This is a genomic window from Sphingomonas sp. SORGH_AS_0870 (genome assembly GCF_031453175.1).
GTDB lineage: Bacteria > Pseudomonadota > Alphaproteobacteria > Sphingomonadales > Sphingomonadaceae > Sphingomonas.
In genome coordinates this window covers 1-16,585 of the sequence record NZ_JAVIYW010000002.1, presented here as the reverse complement: position 1 = coordinate 16,585, position 16,585 = coordinate 1, and the positions used below count along the sequence as shown (strand labels likewise).

Below are 16,585 nucleotides of genomic sequence, written 5' to 3'. Positions count from 1 at the left end.
GGCGAGGAGCGCGCATGCGCGTGGACCAAGCGATTTATGGCACCGTCCGGAACGGGCATGGGCTCAGATGCGCAAGCGGTGACCTCAGGCTTGCGGCCGACCTCGCCCAGCGGCTCGACCTACCGGACACCGAGCCGCTCGGCGCTAGCTGGTCTCCCGTCACATCCGGGTTTCCCTCACGCGAAAAATATGTCCTCGCGAGGACGTTTAGCGACCCGACGGTCGGCAGGTCGGGCATGGTAATCTCACACGCCCTCATCTGCGACCTAGCCGAGATCGTCGGCATGAAAGACCTGCGCCCGCTCCTCGCGCACCTCATGACGTCAGCCGCGGCTGCGCCCGACGCCGTCGAGCCGCTCGACGTCTCACGCAGCCAGGGCATGCCGCCCGCCTCGCCCGACCTGGCCGACGCCGCGCAGGCGCTAGTCGCGCGCGGAAGCGGCCCGGTAGTTCGGATTGGGTCCGTCGGATTCGAAGAGCTCATCGTCGCGCTGTGGGGGCGGCTCTGGCCGACGCTGCGCGGCAAGCTCTACTTCCGGCTTAGCTTCGGCCCAAAAGACGTCGTCGAGAAGCCCGGACCGACGATCGTCTGCACCCCGGCCTCGCTCATCGGCCGTTGGCAGGATCAGCGAATCGTCGGCCGCAACGTGGCCGGCGGGCTGAAGGCCGCTGGCATGATCGACGGCTCGCCCGACTCTAACGACCTCCTCGCGTTCGGCGAGCGGATCGGCGCCGACCTCGAGGGCTTCCAAGACCTGCAGCTTCTCGAGCAGGCGCACGCAATGGCGACGGCTAGCCCCGACACCGTCGCGCGGCTCGTCTCGGCAGCTAGGCTCGTCGAGCGGCTCTCGCCGGATCCGGCGCGCGGCGCAGCGGAGAAGGAAGCCATCATCGGACGCCTAGCGCGCGCCCTCCACGACGCGACGCCTTCCGAGATCCTGACGCTGCGCAACCTCGCGCTCTCCGGCTTCGCGACCAGCGGTGCCCTGTGGCAGGGGCTTGAGGACTGGCTGGTAGATAGCGGCCATCCCGCCCCACACGACGCCGAGGCGGTGTCCATCGTCACCGACGCGCTCGTCGGCACCGAAGCGATTGCGCAGTGGCGCGCCGCTGCCCGCCGTGGACTGGAACGCTCGTCGACGGCTCCCGGCGGGGCGTTCGCTGCCGCGTTCTGGCGCTGGGCGAAGGCCGACTTCATGACGTCGCCGCCGCTCGTCGCGTTGGTCGCCGCAGACCGCAAGGCGCTTGACGCCGTCGTCGTAGCCGCCCCGACCGAACTCGACCCCGCTACCGCGAAGCCGATCATTGAGGCCGCCGCGCGGTCTGGGCTGCCCCGATTGCACGCGGTCACGGCCAGCGGCAGTATGAAACCGGCGGACGCAGCGCGGGCCCAGAGCGCCGTCGAGAAGGGCATCGATCCCGCCGCGATGCGGCTCGCGCTGCGCCGCGCGAAGCCCGACGAGCTTCTCGACGTCTTTGCCAACGTCCCCGACGATCGGGTGCTGACGATCGCTGGTGAAGCCGTGGCGAAGGACCCGAAGCTCTTAGCGCGGCGGGATATGTCTACCGTGGCCAACCGCCGTGTCTTGGCGGCGGCGCTGAAGGACAACCCTGCTGTTTGGGACGGGCTGGCCGAACCGCGCAAGGCGTTTGATCAGCTCCTCACCGAGCAGATTGACGGCGCCCACCCGCCGACCGAACTCCTCGACCAGCTATCAACCACACCGCTCGCGGACGTTACGTCGTTTCCCCGCAGGAGCGAACTTTGGGCGAAGTTGCCCGCCACCATCCGCGACCGCCTGCTCGCCGCCACCGTCGACGCTTGGTTCGCGCGGCTCGGCACCGCTGCGGAAGAGGCTGTGCTCGAAACCCCGCTGACTGACCGGATCTTGGTCGACGCGAGATTCGGGCAACTCCTTGACCGGGTGACCGCGCGCGGGATCGCCGAGGGCCTCCGCCTCATCGACACGCTCGGCGGCCTCGACGCCAATAGGTTCCGCACGTGGATACTGACCGCCGTCCGGTCGACGCGCCCGCTTCCCTCGGCCGACGCCGAGCTCATCGGGCGCACGCTCGCGGCGCGGGCGGCGGCGCGACATCATCTCCGATTTTGTTGTCCTCTATCGCGGCGGCCGTAGCGACCTCGCGCCTACACTTCGCCACTGCCTCGATTTCATCGGTTTCTGGGATAAGATGTTCCTTGGCCTCTCGTCCGTCAGCAGCATCGAAAAGTGGGAATCGCTGGTGGAACTTGCCGCCGAACTCTACCCGAAGGGGCCAGACCAAGAGGCGCTCTGGTCACGCGCTGGCGGGCGGGACTCCGACCTGCGCCACCACGGGACGGGTAAGGAGCGATGGCACAGTGCGCTGCGCGATATCCAGAACGGCCGGCCGCCGCGTGTCTCGGAGCTGATTAGCGAGATGCGGGTGGACTACCCCCAGAACACCAACCTCAGCATGCTGGCTGGCGACGCCCTGTTCCGCGCTTGAAAGGGAACGCGCTGATTGTGGAGACGAGCATGCAGTTCAACCAAGCCCGGGCGCTCGTAATCGGCGTTGCAGACTATAAGGCAATACGGCGCCTGCCCCAAGCCGTCCTTAACGATGCGCACGATACCGCCGATGCGCTGAAGTCGCCGTCGTACTGCGGTTACCCCGATGCAAACGTGACGGTCCTCACCGATGGCCAAGCGACGCTCGCGGGCATCCGTAAGGCGCTCGCTGACCTCGCCGCGAATTCGACGGCGAATAGCACCGTCGCGATATTCTTCTCCGGCCACGGTGCGCGCGTCGGATCGGGCGAGGCGGCGACGAGTGCACTCGTCCCCTACGACTGCAAACGGAGCGACCTCGCGGGCACCACGCTCGGCGAAGCCGAGCTTTCTGCCGCGATCGGAGCGATTAAGGCACCACGCGTCCTCGTCATCGTCGACGCGTGCCACGCGGCTGGCGCGGCTACACTCAAGTCTGACCTCGACGAGGTGGATGACGACGGGCTCGATGTGGGCTTCGACGAAAAGTCGCTGCAGCAGCTGGCGAGCGGGACTGGCCGGGTCATCTTCGCCTCGTCGCGCGCAACCGAGGTCTCACGCGTCCTCAGGGGCGAGCGCAACAGCGTTTTCACGACCGCCATGCTCGCTGGCCTTAAGGGCGCCGCGGCCACCGCGGGCGACGGCACGATCCGGGTGTTCGACCTATTCAACTACGTGTCCGAGGCGGTCAGGCATGCCGTGCCCGGCAGGCAGCACCCGATCTTCAAGGCGTCCGAACTCGAGGAGAACTTCCCCGTCGCGCTCGCCCTCGGCGGGACCAAGTCCCTCACGCCCCGCTACGCAGTGCGGGAGCGCACGCTCGAGCAGATCATGTCGGACCTGTTCCCGGCAGGCCCGACGGACCAACAGATTTGGCTGCGTGCGGGTGGCGAGGTGGCCAACCTCACGCTAGGCGGGACCGGACGGTCGCAGTGGTTCTCAGCTTTACGCCTGCTGTCGCAGGGCGGCGGCGGGGGCAACGTTACTCGCGAAAGTCTGATCGACGCGGCACTCGAAGAGTTTCCCGCTCACCGCGAGCTCGGGGCGCTGCGCTGACTCAGCGGCCGATAATGTAAGTGTCATGCGGTGTTTCTCCAACCATGAATCCACTTGGCGGCTGGCCGGGCTCGCCAAGCGGCCGGTCCGCTCAAATGTAAGCGTGGTCAGCAGGCCGCCTTGCGGTAGCGCTGGCGGTCAGGATGCTTGTCGCCTTTGACGAGGGCGCGGGCGGTGCGGGAAGTTTTCGGTTCTACGACTGGTCATACGAGCACTCGTTTGACTGGTCGGATGGAGGTGGTCGGCCGTGTGTCGGGTCGACGGCGATGGTCGGACGCGGAGAAGCTGGAGATCCTGGCGGAGGCGTTCCGGCCGGGGGTGCGGGTTTGCGACGTCATCGCCCGGCGTGAGGTGTCGAGCAGCCTGATCTACACGTGGCGCAAGCAGTTGCGGGAGGGCAAGCTGGCGAGTGCCGTGCCGTCGTTGCCGGTATTCGCCGAAGTGCAGGTGGCGGAACCGGTCGTGCGGACACCGCAGCCGGCACCATGTCCACCGGGGTTCATCCATATCGAACTGCCGGGTGGCGTGCGGGTGAGCGTGGATGCTGCCGTGGATGCAGGGGCGCTGGCACGGGTGCTGTCGGTGCTGCGATGAGCCCGGTGCCGTTGCCGACGCGGGTGTTCCTGGCATGCGGCGTGACCGACATGCGCAAGGGGTTCGATGGTTTGGCGGTGCTGGTGCAGCAGGTGCTGGTGCAGAACCCGCATTCCGGAGCGTTGTTCGCGTTCCGCGGCAAGCGGGGTCATCTGGTCAAGCTGTTGTGGTTCGATGGCCAGGGACTTTGCCTGTTTTCTAAGCGGCTGGACCGGGGCCGCTTCGTCTGGCCGGTGACCGCGACCGGCACGGTGGTGCTGACGCCGGCGCAATTGTCGATGCTGCTGGAGGGCATCGACTGGCGTCGGCCCGAGCGGACGTTTACGCCGACGCTGGCGGGGTGAGAACGGCGGTTTTACGCCGCTTTTGCTCGCTCGCCGACCTGCAATCTGCTATGAAGACAGCGTGTCGGAAGCGCCTGTTTCCCCTGCAGATGCCACCGCGCGGATCGCCGCGCTGGAGGCCTTACTCGCCCGGGCCAATGCCGCGCTCGCCGCCCGCGATCTGCTCATCGATACCCTGCGCGGACAGATCGCCCGGCTGCGGCGGATGCAGTTCGGTGCCTCGTCCGAAAAGCTCGGCCGCGAGATCGAGCAGCTCGAACTGGCGCTGGAGGAACTGGAGACGGAGCGCAACGCGCCTGGGGCTGAGATGGCCGACAGCGGCGTGGCGGTTCGGCCGGTGCCCGTCCGCAGTCTGCCCGCACATCTGCCACGCGAGGACGTCATCCATGAGCCGGCATCGGGTGCCTGCACCTGCCCGGACTGTGGCGGCGCGTTGCGCCCGCTCGGCTCGGACGCACACGAGATGCTCGACATCGTGCCGGTGCGCTGGCGGGTCGTGCGCAACGTCCGCCCCAAATACAGCTGCCGTTCCTGCGACAAGATCGTCCAGGCTCCCGTCCCGGTCAGGGCCGTGGCGCGTGGCAAGGCCACCTTCGCCACGCTGGCGCACGTCGTCGTCTCAAAGTTCGACCACCATTTGCCGCTTTACCGCCAGGCCGAGATGATGGCCGCGCAAGGGCTCGACATCGACCGCTCGACGCTGGCGGGCTGGACCGGACAGGCCGCGGTGCTCCTCGACCCCATCGTCAGCCGCATCCGTGACGAGGTGCTCAAGGCCGACAAGATCCATGCCGACGACACGCCCGTGCCGGTGCTCGACCCCGGTCGGGGGAAGACCGCGACCGGGCGGCTATGGGTGTACGCAGCCGACGACCAGGCGTCCGGCGGCACGGCGCCGCGCGCGACCTGGTATCGCTTCACGCCCGACCGCACGGCCGCGCACCCGATGGCCCATCTCGCCGGCTTCCGCGGTTTCCTTCAGGCCGATGCCTATGCCGGTTATGACGGACTGTATCGTGGTGGCGTGACCGAAGTCGCGTGCTGGGCACATTTCCGGCGCAAGGTCTTCGATCTGCACGAGCGGTCGCCCACGCCGCTGACCACCGACATTCTCGAGCGGATCGGAGCGATCTATGCCGTCGAGGCCGAGGTGCGCGGCCAGCCGCCCGACATACGGTGTTGTGTCAGGCAGGAGCGGAGCAAACCGCTGGTCGAGGCCCTGCGCGAGGTGCTCGACGCCGCCCTTCGCCATCTGTCGCCCAGGTCCGACATGGCCAAAGCCATCGCCTACGGCACCAAGCGCTGGCAGGCACTGTCGCGCTTCCTGGGTGAGGGTCGTCTGGAAATCGACAACAATATCGCGGAGCGTGCACTGCGCGGTGTTGCCATTGGACGCCGCAACTGGCTGTTCGCCGGTTCGCGCGCAGGTGGCGAACGGGCCGCTGCCATCTACACCGTCATCCAGACCTGCAAGGCGAACGGCGTTGACCCGCAGGCCTATATCGCTGACGTTATCGCCAAGGTCGCGGGCGACTGGCCTGCCAGCCGATGGGACGAACTCATGCCCTGGAATTGGATGCCGCAGGTAGATCAGTCGACCGCACAAGCAGCATAATCTGCGGCCTCCACGCCACGCTTACGCTCAAATGAACAGGCGGCAAGCTGCTGGCAGCGGAAGGCGGCAAGTGGATGGCCAAGATTTTTGTCATTCCACCAACAATGGGTAGGCTGACGCTCGCTGAAGGCCGATCTTAACCCACCAAGCGCGCGTACGTCGGCTCTCGTCGAAAACTGACCTTTAGCTGGCGGGGCAGAAATGACCGCTTCGTCCCAGACCTCGCCATTTAGCATCGGGCGCTGCCTGGGCCTTCGAACCCAATCGAAACATAAATGAATGGCAGAAGTTGGGGAGCGGGCATGGCGGCTTGAACGACCGGGATTGGGTCAGGCTGATCCAAAAGCGATGGGTGCGATGCTCACCTAGTCAGGCCCAATGGCCTGCCGTTTAATTGCGCCCACGCCCCCATCCGTCACGCTCAGCGAATAGCTTCTGCATTACGACCATATTGTCGGTGCCCCATTGGCATAGCGGCTCAAGCGCCCGGGCGAGGCTCTGGCCGAGCTCGGTGAGCGTGTAGTCGACCCGCGGCGGCACCTCCTTGTAGTCGTTCCGGCGCAGGACGCCGTCCGCTTCTAGTTCTTTGAGTTGCTGAATCAGCACCTTGTCACTGACGTCGCGGATGGCGCGCTTCAGTTCCCCATAGCGGGTGGGTCCGCGCAGCAAAAAGTACAGGATCAGGGGCTTCCACTTTCCCGAGATGACCTTGAGCGTGGCGTCGAGCCCGCAGGTGAAGGCAGGCGCGATGGGGGCAATGGCGGGATCGTCGACCAGTGGCGTTTCAGACATTATGGGTACTTACCAAGAGGTGCATACTTGTCCTTAGGTAAGCCGCAAGCCAACTGCGTGCAACCAATGAATGGAGGCACTTATGACCAGACTGAACGGGAAGATCGCTGTCATAACCGGGGGCGGTACGGGGATTGGCCTGGCGTCAGCGAAGCGGTTCATCGCCGAAGGGGCGTTCGTGTACCTGTTCGGACGCAGGGCGGAGAAGCTGGAAGCTGCTGTGGCGGCGCTCGGCGGCAATGCACGGGCGGTCCCGGGATCGGTCACCGAAGCTGGCGACCTGGATCGGCTGTACGACACAGTGAAGCAGGAGCACGGCAAACTCGACATCTTGTTCGCCAATGCAGGCACGGGGGCGTTGTCGCCCTTGTCTGAGATCACGCCCGACCATGTTGACGCGACGTTCGACGTCAACGTGAAGGGCACGATCTTCACGGTTCAAAAAGGCCTGAAGCTGATGGAGGCCGGCGGTTCGGTCATCCTCACCGGCTCGACCACAGGCGTCATGGGGACGCCGGCATTCAGCGTCTATAGCGCCTCCAAGGCTGCGGTCCGCAACCTGGCGCGCAGCTGGGCGCAGGATTTGAGGGGCACGGGTATCCGGGTCAATGTCCTGTCGCCGGGACCGACTTTGACCGAGCTTGCCGCCGAGGTCGTTGGCCGTGATGCCATGATCGAGATGGGGGCGACGACGCCGATCGGACATGTTGGCGAGCCGTCAGAAGTCGCGGCTGCTGCTGCCTTCCTGGCATCGTCAGACAGCAGCTTCATGACGGGCAGCGAGGTGTTTACCGATGGTGGCCTGGCGCAGATTTGACTAAGTGCTACAGCCGGCTTGAGGTCGGCTGGCACCATCAAACCAGCCCGCGGAGTGCCACACCAATAACAGCTGCGACCTTCCGGCCACCGCGCCACGCGATGACCGTGCCGGAAGGCCGACATGAACGAATGGCAGAAATCGGGAACGTGAAAACCGGCCGTGGATGACCGCAACTGGGTCAGGCTGTAAAAAGGGACGGCACGGCAGCTTGCGACCATTTTTTGCCGTTCCGGTCAGGTCACGGGTACGACCGCTATCGCCAAGAACGGCCAGTCATCGGTTCTCGACCAAGGGGCAGCATCGCCCGATCAAAAGTCATTCGTTGCACGCTCCCCCGCCGTGACACTGGCTGCTGCGGCACACCATTTGGCAGTCCCATTTTTCCATCTCTCCGGGACATTTTCGGGAAAGAGCAAATGGGAACAGATTTCGGGAAAACTGCCCCCTATAGGCATAGGAAAGGCCGCTCCGCTCGTTTTGTCCCGTTCGACCTTCCCAATTGGGAACACTTTCACTTAGATTTCCCCGATCGATCCCGACCGCAAGCGGTCGATGGTCTGCCGCTCGAACATCTGGGGGTTCTCGGCGGCAATCCGCAGAGCGTGTTCGTCCAGCGCCAGTGCGACCTTACCATCGGCGAGCATGAGACCGGCGTCGCATGCCGATGCCAGCATGCCGAGGTCGTGGAGGGCGGTGATGAGCGTCAGGCCGTCATCGACCATGTCGCGCAGAACCTCGCGCAGATCGAAGATCGCGACGGGATCGAGCCAATTGAATGGCTCGTCGAGGATCACGAGGGAGTGGCCACCCGCGAACGCCGCAGCGATGGCGATCCGCTGTCGCATGCCCGCAGAGCAGTCGCCGATCCAGCCGTCGAGCAGCGGAGCCAAGCCCAGCGCTTCATGCAGCGTTCCCAGGCGGGAGCGGACATCATCGATGCTCCCGCCGACGAGCTCGAGAACGTCGCGGCCACGCAAGGCATCCGGCAGCTTGTCCGAAGGAGGAGAGAAGCCGAAACGCAGCGCGCGAGCGGCACGGTCACCGACCAGCTCCTCGCCACAGATCCGGCATGATCCACCGGCGAAGGGCAGCCGGCCGGCAAGCGCCCTAAGCAGGCTGGTCTTGCCCGATCCGTTAGCACCGATGAGGCCGAACCACGATCCGGCTCCTATGGTCAGATCGACGTCCTGTACGACGCGCTGTCCGCTCCGCTCGACGATTGCGCCTGTCAGTTCGACGGCGAGGTTCATACCAGCAGCCACGTCTTCGTCCGCCCGCGGCGTTGCAACTGCCATAGCATGGCGAGCGTGAGGACGGGCAAGGCTACCGGCATCGAATAGGCGACCAGCAAGAGCAATCCTGCAAGGATGGAGACGAGGAAATCGGCGAACCGCTTGGTATGCAGCCGATAGGCGAGGATGCGCAGCGTCAGCAGCAACAGCATGACGACACAGGCGGCAGCGGCGATGCCGGCTGCAACCGGCCCCAATATGATCCAGCATCCCGGTGCCGATACGACAAGGAAGGTCGCGATTCCCTTGCCATGGTGAACGAAAATGCGCCGCGATCCGTGTCCGGCGACCGTCATGAAGTGGACGATGGCGTCATCGACGCTGGTCAGCGGCAGCGCAAGCAGCACCGTGGCTATGCCGACCACCGCCATCAGCGCGTTCGTGCCCAGCGTGCGGGCCGGCAATAGCAGCAGGAGCAGGATCGTCGCAGCCGCTACCCCGGCGATCGAGCGATGCGACCATGCCCGGAGCGTCCATCCCGGTCGCGCAGTGCCAGCGATCCGCTTCGGCATCCTGACGCCACCCGTCAGTCCGGCGATCATCACGCCGGCGAGATAGCCGGGCACGCTTACGACCAGCAGCGAAGGGCGCACGATCAGGGTCGTCACGGCCAGCAGGGCCAGTCCGACGCCATGCCATGCCGTCATGTAGCGCCGTCGTGTCTGCGGGTGCAGGGCGTCGGTCGCGAGCAACCCGTCGAATGCGTGGAAGGCGAGGCGCGTGCGGACGAGGCGTCCTGCCCCGAAGCCGATGACCACACCGGCAGCGAGCGCCGTCCATGCCGCAATCATCCAGGGGTGATCAACGAACCACGCATGGACGGCCGCGAACGCCGCAACCAGCATGAACGCGGCGATGACGCGATCATGCCAGCCAGCGAACGTCGCCCGGATCGTGTTGAATAGGATCAGCCGATCCTGACGAAACAGACGCCCCGCTTTCAAGTCTGCCGATGACGTGCCCGGTAGTCCCCGTACCATACCGGCATCCTAGGAGTCGGGCTGATTAAGCCAATACGCTAATCCAGATTCGCTACGACATTCTCGCTTCAGAAGCAGACGGGGTTTCAGGAGGCTTGCCAGAATCCCAAAATTCGATCGTTTTCGGGACAGCGGCGGACGGCAGCTCTCTGTTTAACCCGCCGTTCGGCGAGGCCCCGTATTTGGCTGTTTTGTCCCATGCGCCGTAAGGGCGGCCCCTCGCCCGAGCGAGGAGCCGACAGGTCAAATCTCGGTGTTCTCGGCGAGGGCAAGTGCGTCTTCCACATCGATGCCGAGATAGCGGACTGTGTTCTCGATCTTACTATGGCCGAGCAGGAGCTGGACAGCGCGCAGGTTGCCGGTTGCCCTGTAGATGATTGATGCCTTCGTTCGGCGCAGCGAGTGCGTACCGTATTCACTTCGCATCAAACCGACCCCTGTCACCCATTCATCGACAAGCCGGGCGTACTGGCGAGTGCTGAGATGCCCATCACGATCGACTCGACTGGGGAAGACGTAGTCGTCCACCGTGCCGCCCCGCCGCCCCAGCCAAGCCAGCAGGCTAGCGCGAGCATCTGGAAGTAGCTCGAACTGAACCGGTCGGCCTGTTTTCTGCTGCATGACAATCGCTCGCGTTCGGACTTGCCCGCTGCTGACAAGGTCGCCGATCCTCATCTGCACCAAGTCGCAGCCTCGGAGTTTGCTGTCGATCGCCAGATCGAACAGCGCCCGATCTCGCAGGCGTCGACGCTGATTAAGATAGAACCGAATTTCCCAAATCTGCTTCGGTTTGAGGGCACGCTTCGCACCGACGGTTCTTCCGGCATTCCAGACTTGCCGCTTTGTGACGGTGCGCTCGGTTTCAGGCATCTCCATGATCGTTCTCCAATGGCCAGATCGGCCATCGGAAGAACGCTTGCGGGTATGACGGTCTGGTATTGCTCGGGGGCCTATGCCGACCGCTTGTGGACATTCGACGACCCGGGGGGTGACCGCGTCCTATGGGCCGGTTAGGTTAAAAGGCTAGTGGCGATCGGAAGTCGATCAGCCCCAAGGAGAGCCCTGATGCTTTTTCACACCATGGTCGGATCGAACGACATTGAACGGTCGAAGCGCTTCTACGACACGGTGCTCGCCACTTTGGGGGCAGGCGAAGGGGCGCGGAACATCGCCGACAGCGGCCATACGCGGCTGATCTATAATAATGGCAACGGAACCAACTTCATCGTCAGCCAGCCGATTAACGACGAACCGGCAAGCGTCGCCAACGGCAGCACCGTCGCCTTTTCGTGCAACTCGCCCGAACAAGTGAAGCAGCTTCATGATACCGCGGTCGCCAACGGCGGCACCTCGATCGAAGCCCCGCCCGGCCCGCGCAATACGGCATCGCTGGGAACAGTCGAACTCGCCTATTTTCGCGACCCAGACGGCAACAAATTATGCGGAATTCATTTTCCTGCATGATCTGTCCAACACGGGTTCGCTTTTTACCCTAGCGGACCCGGGTTTTGCGATCGCGCGAGTGTCCGCTTCCCACCGTTTTCCGCGATAGCGGCTCTCGACCAACTTAGGACATCCCGGGTCGTTGATGCGAGCGTCGGCTTTTGCTGAAAAACGATCTCGCCGCATCGCTTTTCTCCATCGGACGAGCTAACCTGCCAATGGCATAGCTTCCGGGGAGCAGGTCAGCTGTTCCCAATCGGGAGTACGCTGCTGCATCAAGGCGCCTTCAATGAACGAAGAAGGCGGTGTGCGCGACGCCAGCATTGTTGCTGGCGGCGACCCAGCCCATAACCTCGATCTCGTAAAGGCCGGCTTCCACCGCTGGCACATCGGCCGTGAATATGGCGGCACCAGGATCGAAGCGCAGCGGGATGCGACGCGGCGCACCGCCGTTGGTCGTGACGACCGCCTCGACCTCCGTGTCGCTCGCGCGCCACGGGCCTGTCTGCGAGATCGCGCAGCCGCAGAGCATAGTCACTCCGACCCGAAGCGGCACCGTCTCGCCGGCCTTTACCCAGCGATAGGCGATCGGATCGGCGATATCGACGATCAGGCCCGGCAGCTCGATCAGCCAGCCATCGCCGGCAGTAACGTCATGGCCGGGCAGTACCCATTGCGTGCTGGTCGCAGTCGTCGTCGCCTGCGCCTGGCTCAAGGGACCGGTCACCGTCGCGGTGATCCGTCGCGGGCGCACGATATCCAGCGTCGTCCGAAAGGCCGCCGTATCGGCGCTGGCCCGCTTGCCTCCGCTGTCCTTGCCGCCGGTCATGATCCGTTGTGTGTCGCCGGTGGTGCCGGACGTGACACCGCGCGCCAGCGTTTCCCCGGTGTCCGCGTCGGTCAGCGTCACCTGCACGGGCATCGTGTAGCCGCCCAGGAACTTGGCGCCGCGTGCGATCACGCGCACGTCGATCCTGGTCGGTTCCGCTGCGGCGGGTCGGGTCGCGAACAGCAGCATGGCGGTAGCGCTCAGCAGGCGCAGGAGTAGATACATCGTGATCGTCCTTGGTTGAATGGCTTGCACGTCACCGGGGACGGGTCGGATGGTCCAGGTCGTTGAGCGTCGCTTTAAGGCGGGCGTTTGACGGATCGAGCGTCAACGCGCGCCGGTAGCTCTCCCTTGCCTGGTCGAGTTGGCCGGCGGTACGATGAGCCTCGCCCAAGCTGTCATGAGCATTGGAGGAATTTGGGAACCGCTCCGCATTCCACCGGAACACCGGCAGGGCGGCGTCGGCATCGAGGATGTTCATGGCGTCGTAGCCGACGCGGTTGACGGTTGCTTCAAGCCGATCGGCCGGGATCGTGGCCGCGACCTCAGCCACGGCCTGGTCCCACCGGCCGGACACCAGGCCCCGGTATAGAGCTTCTTCCTGCTCCTCGCCTTTCCGCGCGGCACCCGGCATGACGCAATTGGCGACGAGAGTGGCCAGGCGATGCCGGTCGAACGTCGTGCGCCCACCATTGTCCAGATAGATCACGGTCGCGCTGTCGTCAGGATCGGCGTGCCGGAAGAAATGCCGCCAGACGAGACGCACATCGCCGCCATGCCCGACGATCGTCATGTCGTCGTGCCGGTAATATTCCCAACCGTGCGTATGCCAAGCGACGTCGCCGGAAGGCATGATGAAGGGCGACCAGGATTCGTGCAGTTGGGCAAGAGGAACGAGCGCCCCCCGGAGCAGCGCCTGCGACCAGCGGACCAAATCGGGCATTGTGGTGAAGACACCCCGCGACCCGAAAGTATAGGCCGGCCACGACGGCGAGACGTAGGGCAGCGGCGGCCGAGCACGTCCGGGCGCAGGACGGTAGCTCGAGACCACATCCTTCAGCCGGGGTTGCCCCTCGACATGGTAGCTGGTCCTTCGCATCCCGACGCTACGGAACTGATGCTCCACCAGAGTCGTCAGCGGTGTCTGCGTTGCCTGTTCGAGCGCCTTTTTGGCGAACAGGAAATTGGTCTGGTTGTAGTCGTTCCGCGTGCCGGGCGCGAACCTGAGGGGTAGAGCCTCGATGGCGGCGAACGCCTGATCCTCGGTCGGCGCGACGTGATCGGGGATATAGTCCGGCAGGCCCGAAACGTGGGCGAGAGCCTGTGCGAGGGTGATCCCCGTCCATGCTGGCGGCAATCCGGAGCGTATCGCGCCGAGCGATTCACCCAGGTCGATCAGCCCGGCCCTTCGTGCCTTCAGCAGTTCCACGACGAGGAACAGCTTCGAGATCGAGAAGAGCGGAAAGACGGAAGCGTCGGTGATCGGCGCGCCCGTTTCGCGATCCGACAGCCCTGCGTGGCGGGAATAGACCAGTCTGCCCCGGCGCAACACGGCGACGGAGTACCCGACCGTGCCATAGGTGCGCGCCGAAACGTCGAGCAGGTCGTCGATACCGGTGGAAGCCGCCGCTGCACCCGCGGTTGTGGACCACGTCAGCGATGCCACCAGCCCAGTCAGGCCGGCACCCAGCACGGTTCGCCGGTCGGGGGCGGCGGAGAGGATTGTCTGCGGCAAGACTGGCCTTTCGGGATGATGCGGGCGATGCCGCGATCGATTATCCTCCCGCCGCTCCCGAAGCCGCATGACAATTCGTGACCTGATCTGACATATTGCGATCGAACCAGTTTTTCCGCGCTTTTCCGGTAACCCGCCATGATCCGCTTCGCCGACTTCGATCTCGATCCCGCCGCATTGCGGATATGCCGTGGCGGTGCAGGGCTCGACGCATCGCCTCAGACCGTCGAGGTTCTGGCCTTTCTGATCGAGAACAGGGAGCGGACGGTCGGCCGGTCCGAGCTGCTCGATCGATTCTGGCCGCGATCAGGCACGGGCGGGGATGCCGCCCTCAACACCTGTATCCGTCGCATCCGCTCCCTGCTCGATGATGACGCTGACACTCCGCGCTTTGTTCAGACCCGGCCAAGGTCGGGCTATCGCTTCATCGGTACGATCGACGCAGACGATCCAGAGGCTGGACTAGAGAGGCCAACTGCCGGAGGCCGTCGTTCGATCGCGGCCGGGGCCGTGCTGACCGCAATTGCGATCGGGGGCGCAGTGTGGGCGCAGGGAGCGATGTTCCCGACCCGGCACAGGATCGCGATCGAGCCGGTGAAGGGGCTATGCGAGTATGTGCTGTTCCCGCACTTCAATGCCGGACTTCGCGAGAGCTTCATCGCCGAAACCAGCCGCCGCCTGCCCGCCAACTACTCCGTGGCAGCCAACGGGCAAAAGGCCGATCTTCATGCGCGGGTCAGCGTGCGCCAGACGCAGCAGCGGACCACGGTGGTCGTGACGCTCGCCGAGGACGGTTCGGATCGCGTGCTATGGTCCGGCCAGTTTGCCGCTCCCACCGACATGCAGGATTATGTGCCGCTTCAAGGCAGACTGGCGAGGAGCATGGCGACCGATCTTGCTAGGGCGGTGGGTACGGCAAGTTGATATTCTCCGCCACCGTTTGGCCGGACTTTTCACTAGCCTTGAGTTTCGAGAACCGTTTTTCGTTCATGGTTCTCGATCCCTATCGGGCCGCTCGTGAACGGCTGCTCTCGGTTGAACCCGCCGTTCGGCTAGGCCTCGATGGATGGCGGCTTTGTCCCACATCTCGCCGTTCCGCGTAGAAGGTCTGATCGCTGTGAGCGCCGTCTGGATCACATTAACAAATGTCCGCTTCCGGGCGGTCAGGCTGGCGGGTTGAATGTCGGATTTTGGGTCCATGCTGCCATCATTGCGTAATCGAGTCGTCCAGCCGGTGGGGCATTACCTCGTTGCGTTGAGAATGACGGCAACTGTCTCCTCCGGCGTATCCCACATTGGAAAGTGCCCGCTGCCATCGAACCAGTGGAGCTCGGCGCCGGGAAAGGCTGCCTGCGCGCGCGCAGCCTGTTTGGGGAGACAGAGCCGGTCGTGCCTACCCCACCCAATGACGACACGGCCGGTGCCGGCAGCGGCGGGACCGGACTGCTCAGGTCCCGTGGCAAGGCTCCGGACCAGCGCATCGAACGTCGGCGTTTTACTGAGACCTTCCAGCTCGGTCGCGACGGTTTCCCCGTCAAGCGCCCAAGGACGCGCGGAGAGCTGAGCGAGCAGCGCCGTGCGTGATGCTGCGTTTCGGCTTAACGCCGGCAAGCCGGGGCGGATGGCCCGCAGCAAGCGACCGGAGGCGCCGATGGTAGTTCTGAAGAAGGTGCGCTCCCAGCCGCGCCAGAAGCCGCCAGGATCAAGCGCGACGACGTTGCCGACGAGCCCGCGCCGCGCGAGCTCAAGCACAATCCGCGCGCCCATGGAACTACCGACGACATCGACGCCAGACAAGCCAGCCTCCGCGATGTAGCGCTCGACGCTGCCGACCAAGCCATCGAACGTCCCGCTGTCGGGCTCGGCAAGGGTGGCCCCATGGCCGGGAAGGTCGACCGCAATGACCTTCCGCGACGTGCTGAGTGCGCCCAAGACGGTGCTCCACGATCGCCAACTCCCGCCTAGGCCGTGGATCAGAAGCAGCGTGCGGCCAGTACCGCGCTCAATCGTGTTCATGCCGTCATCGCCTCGTCGTTGTGAGAAGCTCAACGAGCAAGGTCGCATCGCGGGCCCGGCCTTTATTGGCTGAAGGGCGGGACAAATCGGCCCCTATTCCCACGCCGAAAGGCGGTGGGGCCGGGTAAGGTTACCTGTTCAACAAAAGGGTCTTTGGCATGAACGAGCGGCCGCTTTCGGGCAGCGTCTGCCTCACTGCGAATGTCGGCTTCTGGGTCTGAACGGCAATTTCCGACCGCGTGTTGGCCGACGTCACGGTTGCAACCACGTCAAGGCGTCAAACTCACGTCCGAACCGGACGCGGGCGGCTCGTTCGTATACCCGCTGCCCCCCGGCGCCGTTCGTCAGCACGACCAGTGCGTCGTTGCTGACGAGATCGAGGATGAACAGATTGGCGACACCGTCATTGGCGCCCCAGTGCCAAGCGAAACGGTCTGAGCCCGACTGTTCCAGTCCCCACCCCAAGCCCCAGGCAAGACTGCCTTCGACCGTGACGGTCGGCGTATTCATGGCCGGGTAGCGGCGCGCGAAGCGGGCG

16 protein-coding genes and 1 pseudogene are annotated in these 16,585 nt (G+C 64.7%); 9 read left to right on the top strand and 8 right to left on the bottom strand.

Annotated features, from left to right (window positions below; all coding sequences use genetic code 11):
• The first annotated feature begins 14 nt into the window (after positions 1-14).
• From QE363_RS00460 to tnpC, 6 genes are all read left to right on the top strand, one after another.
• Complete coding sequence (locus QE363_RS00460) at positions 15-2,138, top strand: hypothetical protein (RefSeq protein WP_309690683.1); 2,124 nt, start codon at positions 15-17, stop codon at positions 2,136-2,138.
• 55 nt (positions 2,139-2,193) lie between these two features.
• Entirely contained in the window at positions 2,194-2,490 is a 297-nt protein-coding gene (locus tag QE363_RS00455; protein ID WP_309690681.1) for an effector-associated domain EAD1-containing protein, read from the top strand.
• Between the two features lie 29 nt (positions 2,491-2,519).
• Entirely contained in the window at positions 2,520-3,587 is a 1,068-nt protein-coding gene (locus QE363_RS00450) for a caspase family protein (RefSeq protein ID WP_309690679.1), read from the top strand.
• Positions 3,588-3,806: 219 nt separating this feature from the next.
• Entirely contained in the window at positions 3,807-4,181 is a 375-nt protein-coding gene (gene tnpA, locus QE363_RS00445) for an IS66-like element accessory protein TnpA (RefSeq protein WP_267436060.1), read from the top strand.
• Entirely contained in the window at positions 4,178-4,525 is a 348-nt protein-coding gene (gene tnpB / locus QE363_RS00440) for an IS66 family insertion sequence element accessory protein TnpB (RefSeq protein ID WP_267436059.1), read from the top strand. The genes tnpA and tnpB overlap by 4 nt, the downstream gene beginning before the upstream one ends.
• A 61-nt stretch (positions 4,526-4,586) precedes the next feature.
• A complete protein-coding gene (tnpC, locus tag QE363_RS00435; RefSeq protein ID WP_373461822.1) occupies positions 4,587-6,140 on the top strand; it encodes an IS66 family transposase in 1,554 nt (517 codons plus the stop codon).
• 390 nt (positions 6,141-6,530) lie between these two features.
• Here tnpC and QE363_RS00430 read toward each other — a convergent pair whose 3' ends face one another.
• The gene (locus QE363_RS00430; protein ID WP_309690676.1) at positions 6,531-6,932 is read right to left on the bottom strand and encodes a helix-turn-helix domain-containing protein; all 402 of its coding nucleotides are present in this window, start codon (positions 6,930-6,932) and stop codon (positions 6,531-6,533) included.
• Between the two features lie 82 nt (positions 6,933-7,014).
• On the opposite strand from QE363_RS00430, the gene QE363_RS00425 reads away from it, so the two are divergent.
• Positions 7,015-7,749 carry an SDR family oxidoreductase gene (locus tag QE363_RS00425; protein ID WP_309690674.1) on the top strand — a complete coding sequence of 245 codons (735 nt, stop codon included), beginning with the start codon at positions 7,015-7,017 and terminating at the stop codon, positions 7,747-7,749.
• A gap of 518 nt (positions 7,750-8,267) precedes the next feature.
• Here the strand turns inward: QE363_RS00425 and QE363_RS00420 are convergent.
• The 3 genes from QE363_RS00420 to QE363_RS00410 all read right to left on the bottom strand — a co-directional run bounded on the left by QE363_RS00420 (position 8,268) and on the right by QE363_RS00410 (position 10,900).
• Positions 8,268-9,002 carry an ATP-binding cassette domain-containing protein gene (locus QE363_RS00420; RefSeq protein WP_309690672.1) on the bottom strand — a complete coding sequence of 245 codons (735 nt, stop codon included), beginning with the start codon at positions 9,000-9,002 and terminating at the stop codon, positions 8,268-8,270.
• On the bottom strand, positions 8,999-9,988 hold the full coding sequence (locus tag QE363_RS00415; protein ID WP_309690670.1) for a hypothetical protein: 990 nt from the start codon (positions 9,986-9,988) through the stop codon (positions 8,999-9,001). Before QE363_RS00415 ends, QE363_RS00420 begins: the two co-directional genes overlap by 4 nt.
• Positions 9,989-10,267: 279 nt before the next feature.
• A complete protein-coding gene (locus tag QE363_RS00410) occupies positions 10,268-10,900 on the bottom strand; it encodes a tyrosine-type recombinase/integrase (protein ID WP_309690668.1) in 633 nt (210 codons plus the stop codon).
• 189 nt (positions 10,901-11,089) lie between these two features.
• Here QE363_RS00410 and QE363_RS00405 point away from each other — a divergent pair, with 189 nt between their 5' ends.
• Positions 11,090-11,488 (top strand): VOC family protein, encoded by a 399-nt coding sequence (locus QE363_RS00405; RefSeq protein ID WP_039097455.1) that lies wholly within the window; start codon positions 11,090-11,092, stop codon positions 11,486-11,488.
• Positions 11,489-11,753: 265 nt separating this feature from the next.
• Here the strand turns inward: QE363_RS00405 and QE363_RS00400 are convergent, their stop codons facing one another.
• Both QE363_RS00400 and QE363_RS00395 read right to left on the bottom strand, forming a co-directional pair.
• Entirely contained in the window at positions 11,754-12,521 is a 768-nt protein-coding gene (locus QE363_RS00400) for a hypothetical protein (RefSeq protein WP_309690661.1), read from the bottom strand.
• 31 nt (positions 12,522-12,552) lie between these two features.
• On the bottom strand, positions 12,553-14,031 hold the full coding sequence (locus QE363_RS00395) for a serine hydrolase (protein WP_309690659.1): 1,479 nt from the start codon (positions 14,029-14,031) through the stop codon (positions 12,553-12,555).
• Positions 14,032-14,169: 138 nt separating this feature from the next.
• On the opposite strand from QE363_RS00395, the gene QE363_RS00390 reads away from it, so the two are divergent.
• Entirely contained in the window at positions 14,170-14,955 is a 786-nt protein-coding gene (locus tag QE363_RS00390) for a winged helix-turn-helix domain-containing protein (protein WP_309690657.1), read from the top strand.
• A 318-nt stretch (positions 14,956-15,273) separates the two neighbouring features.
• Here QE363_RS00390 and QE363_RS00385 read toward each other — a convergent pair whose 3' ends face one another.
• Entirely contained in the window at positions 15,274-16,047 is a 774-nt protein-coding gene (locus QE363_RS00385; protein ID WP_309690655.1) for an alpha/beta fold hydrolase, read from the bottom strand.
• A 252-nt stretch (positions 16,048-16,299) separates the two neighbouring features.
• Positions 16,300-16,585 (bottom strand): annotated as a pseudogene (locus QE363_RS00380) (hypothetical protein); the annotation flags it as partial.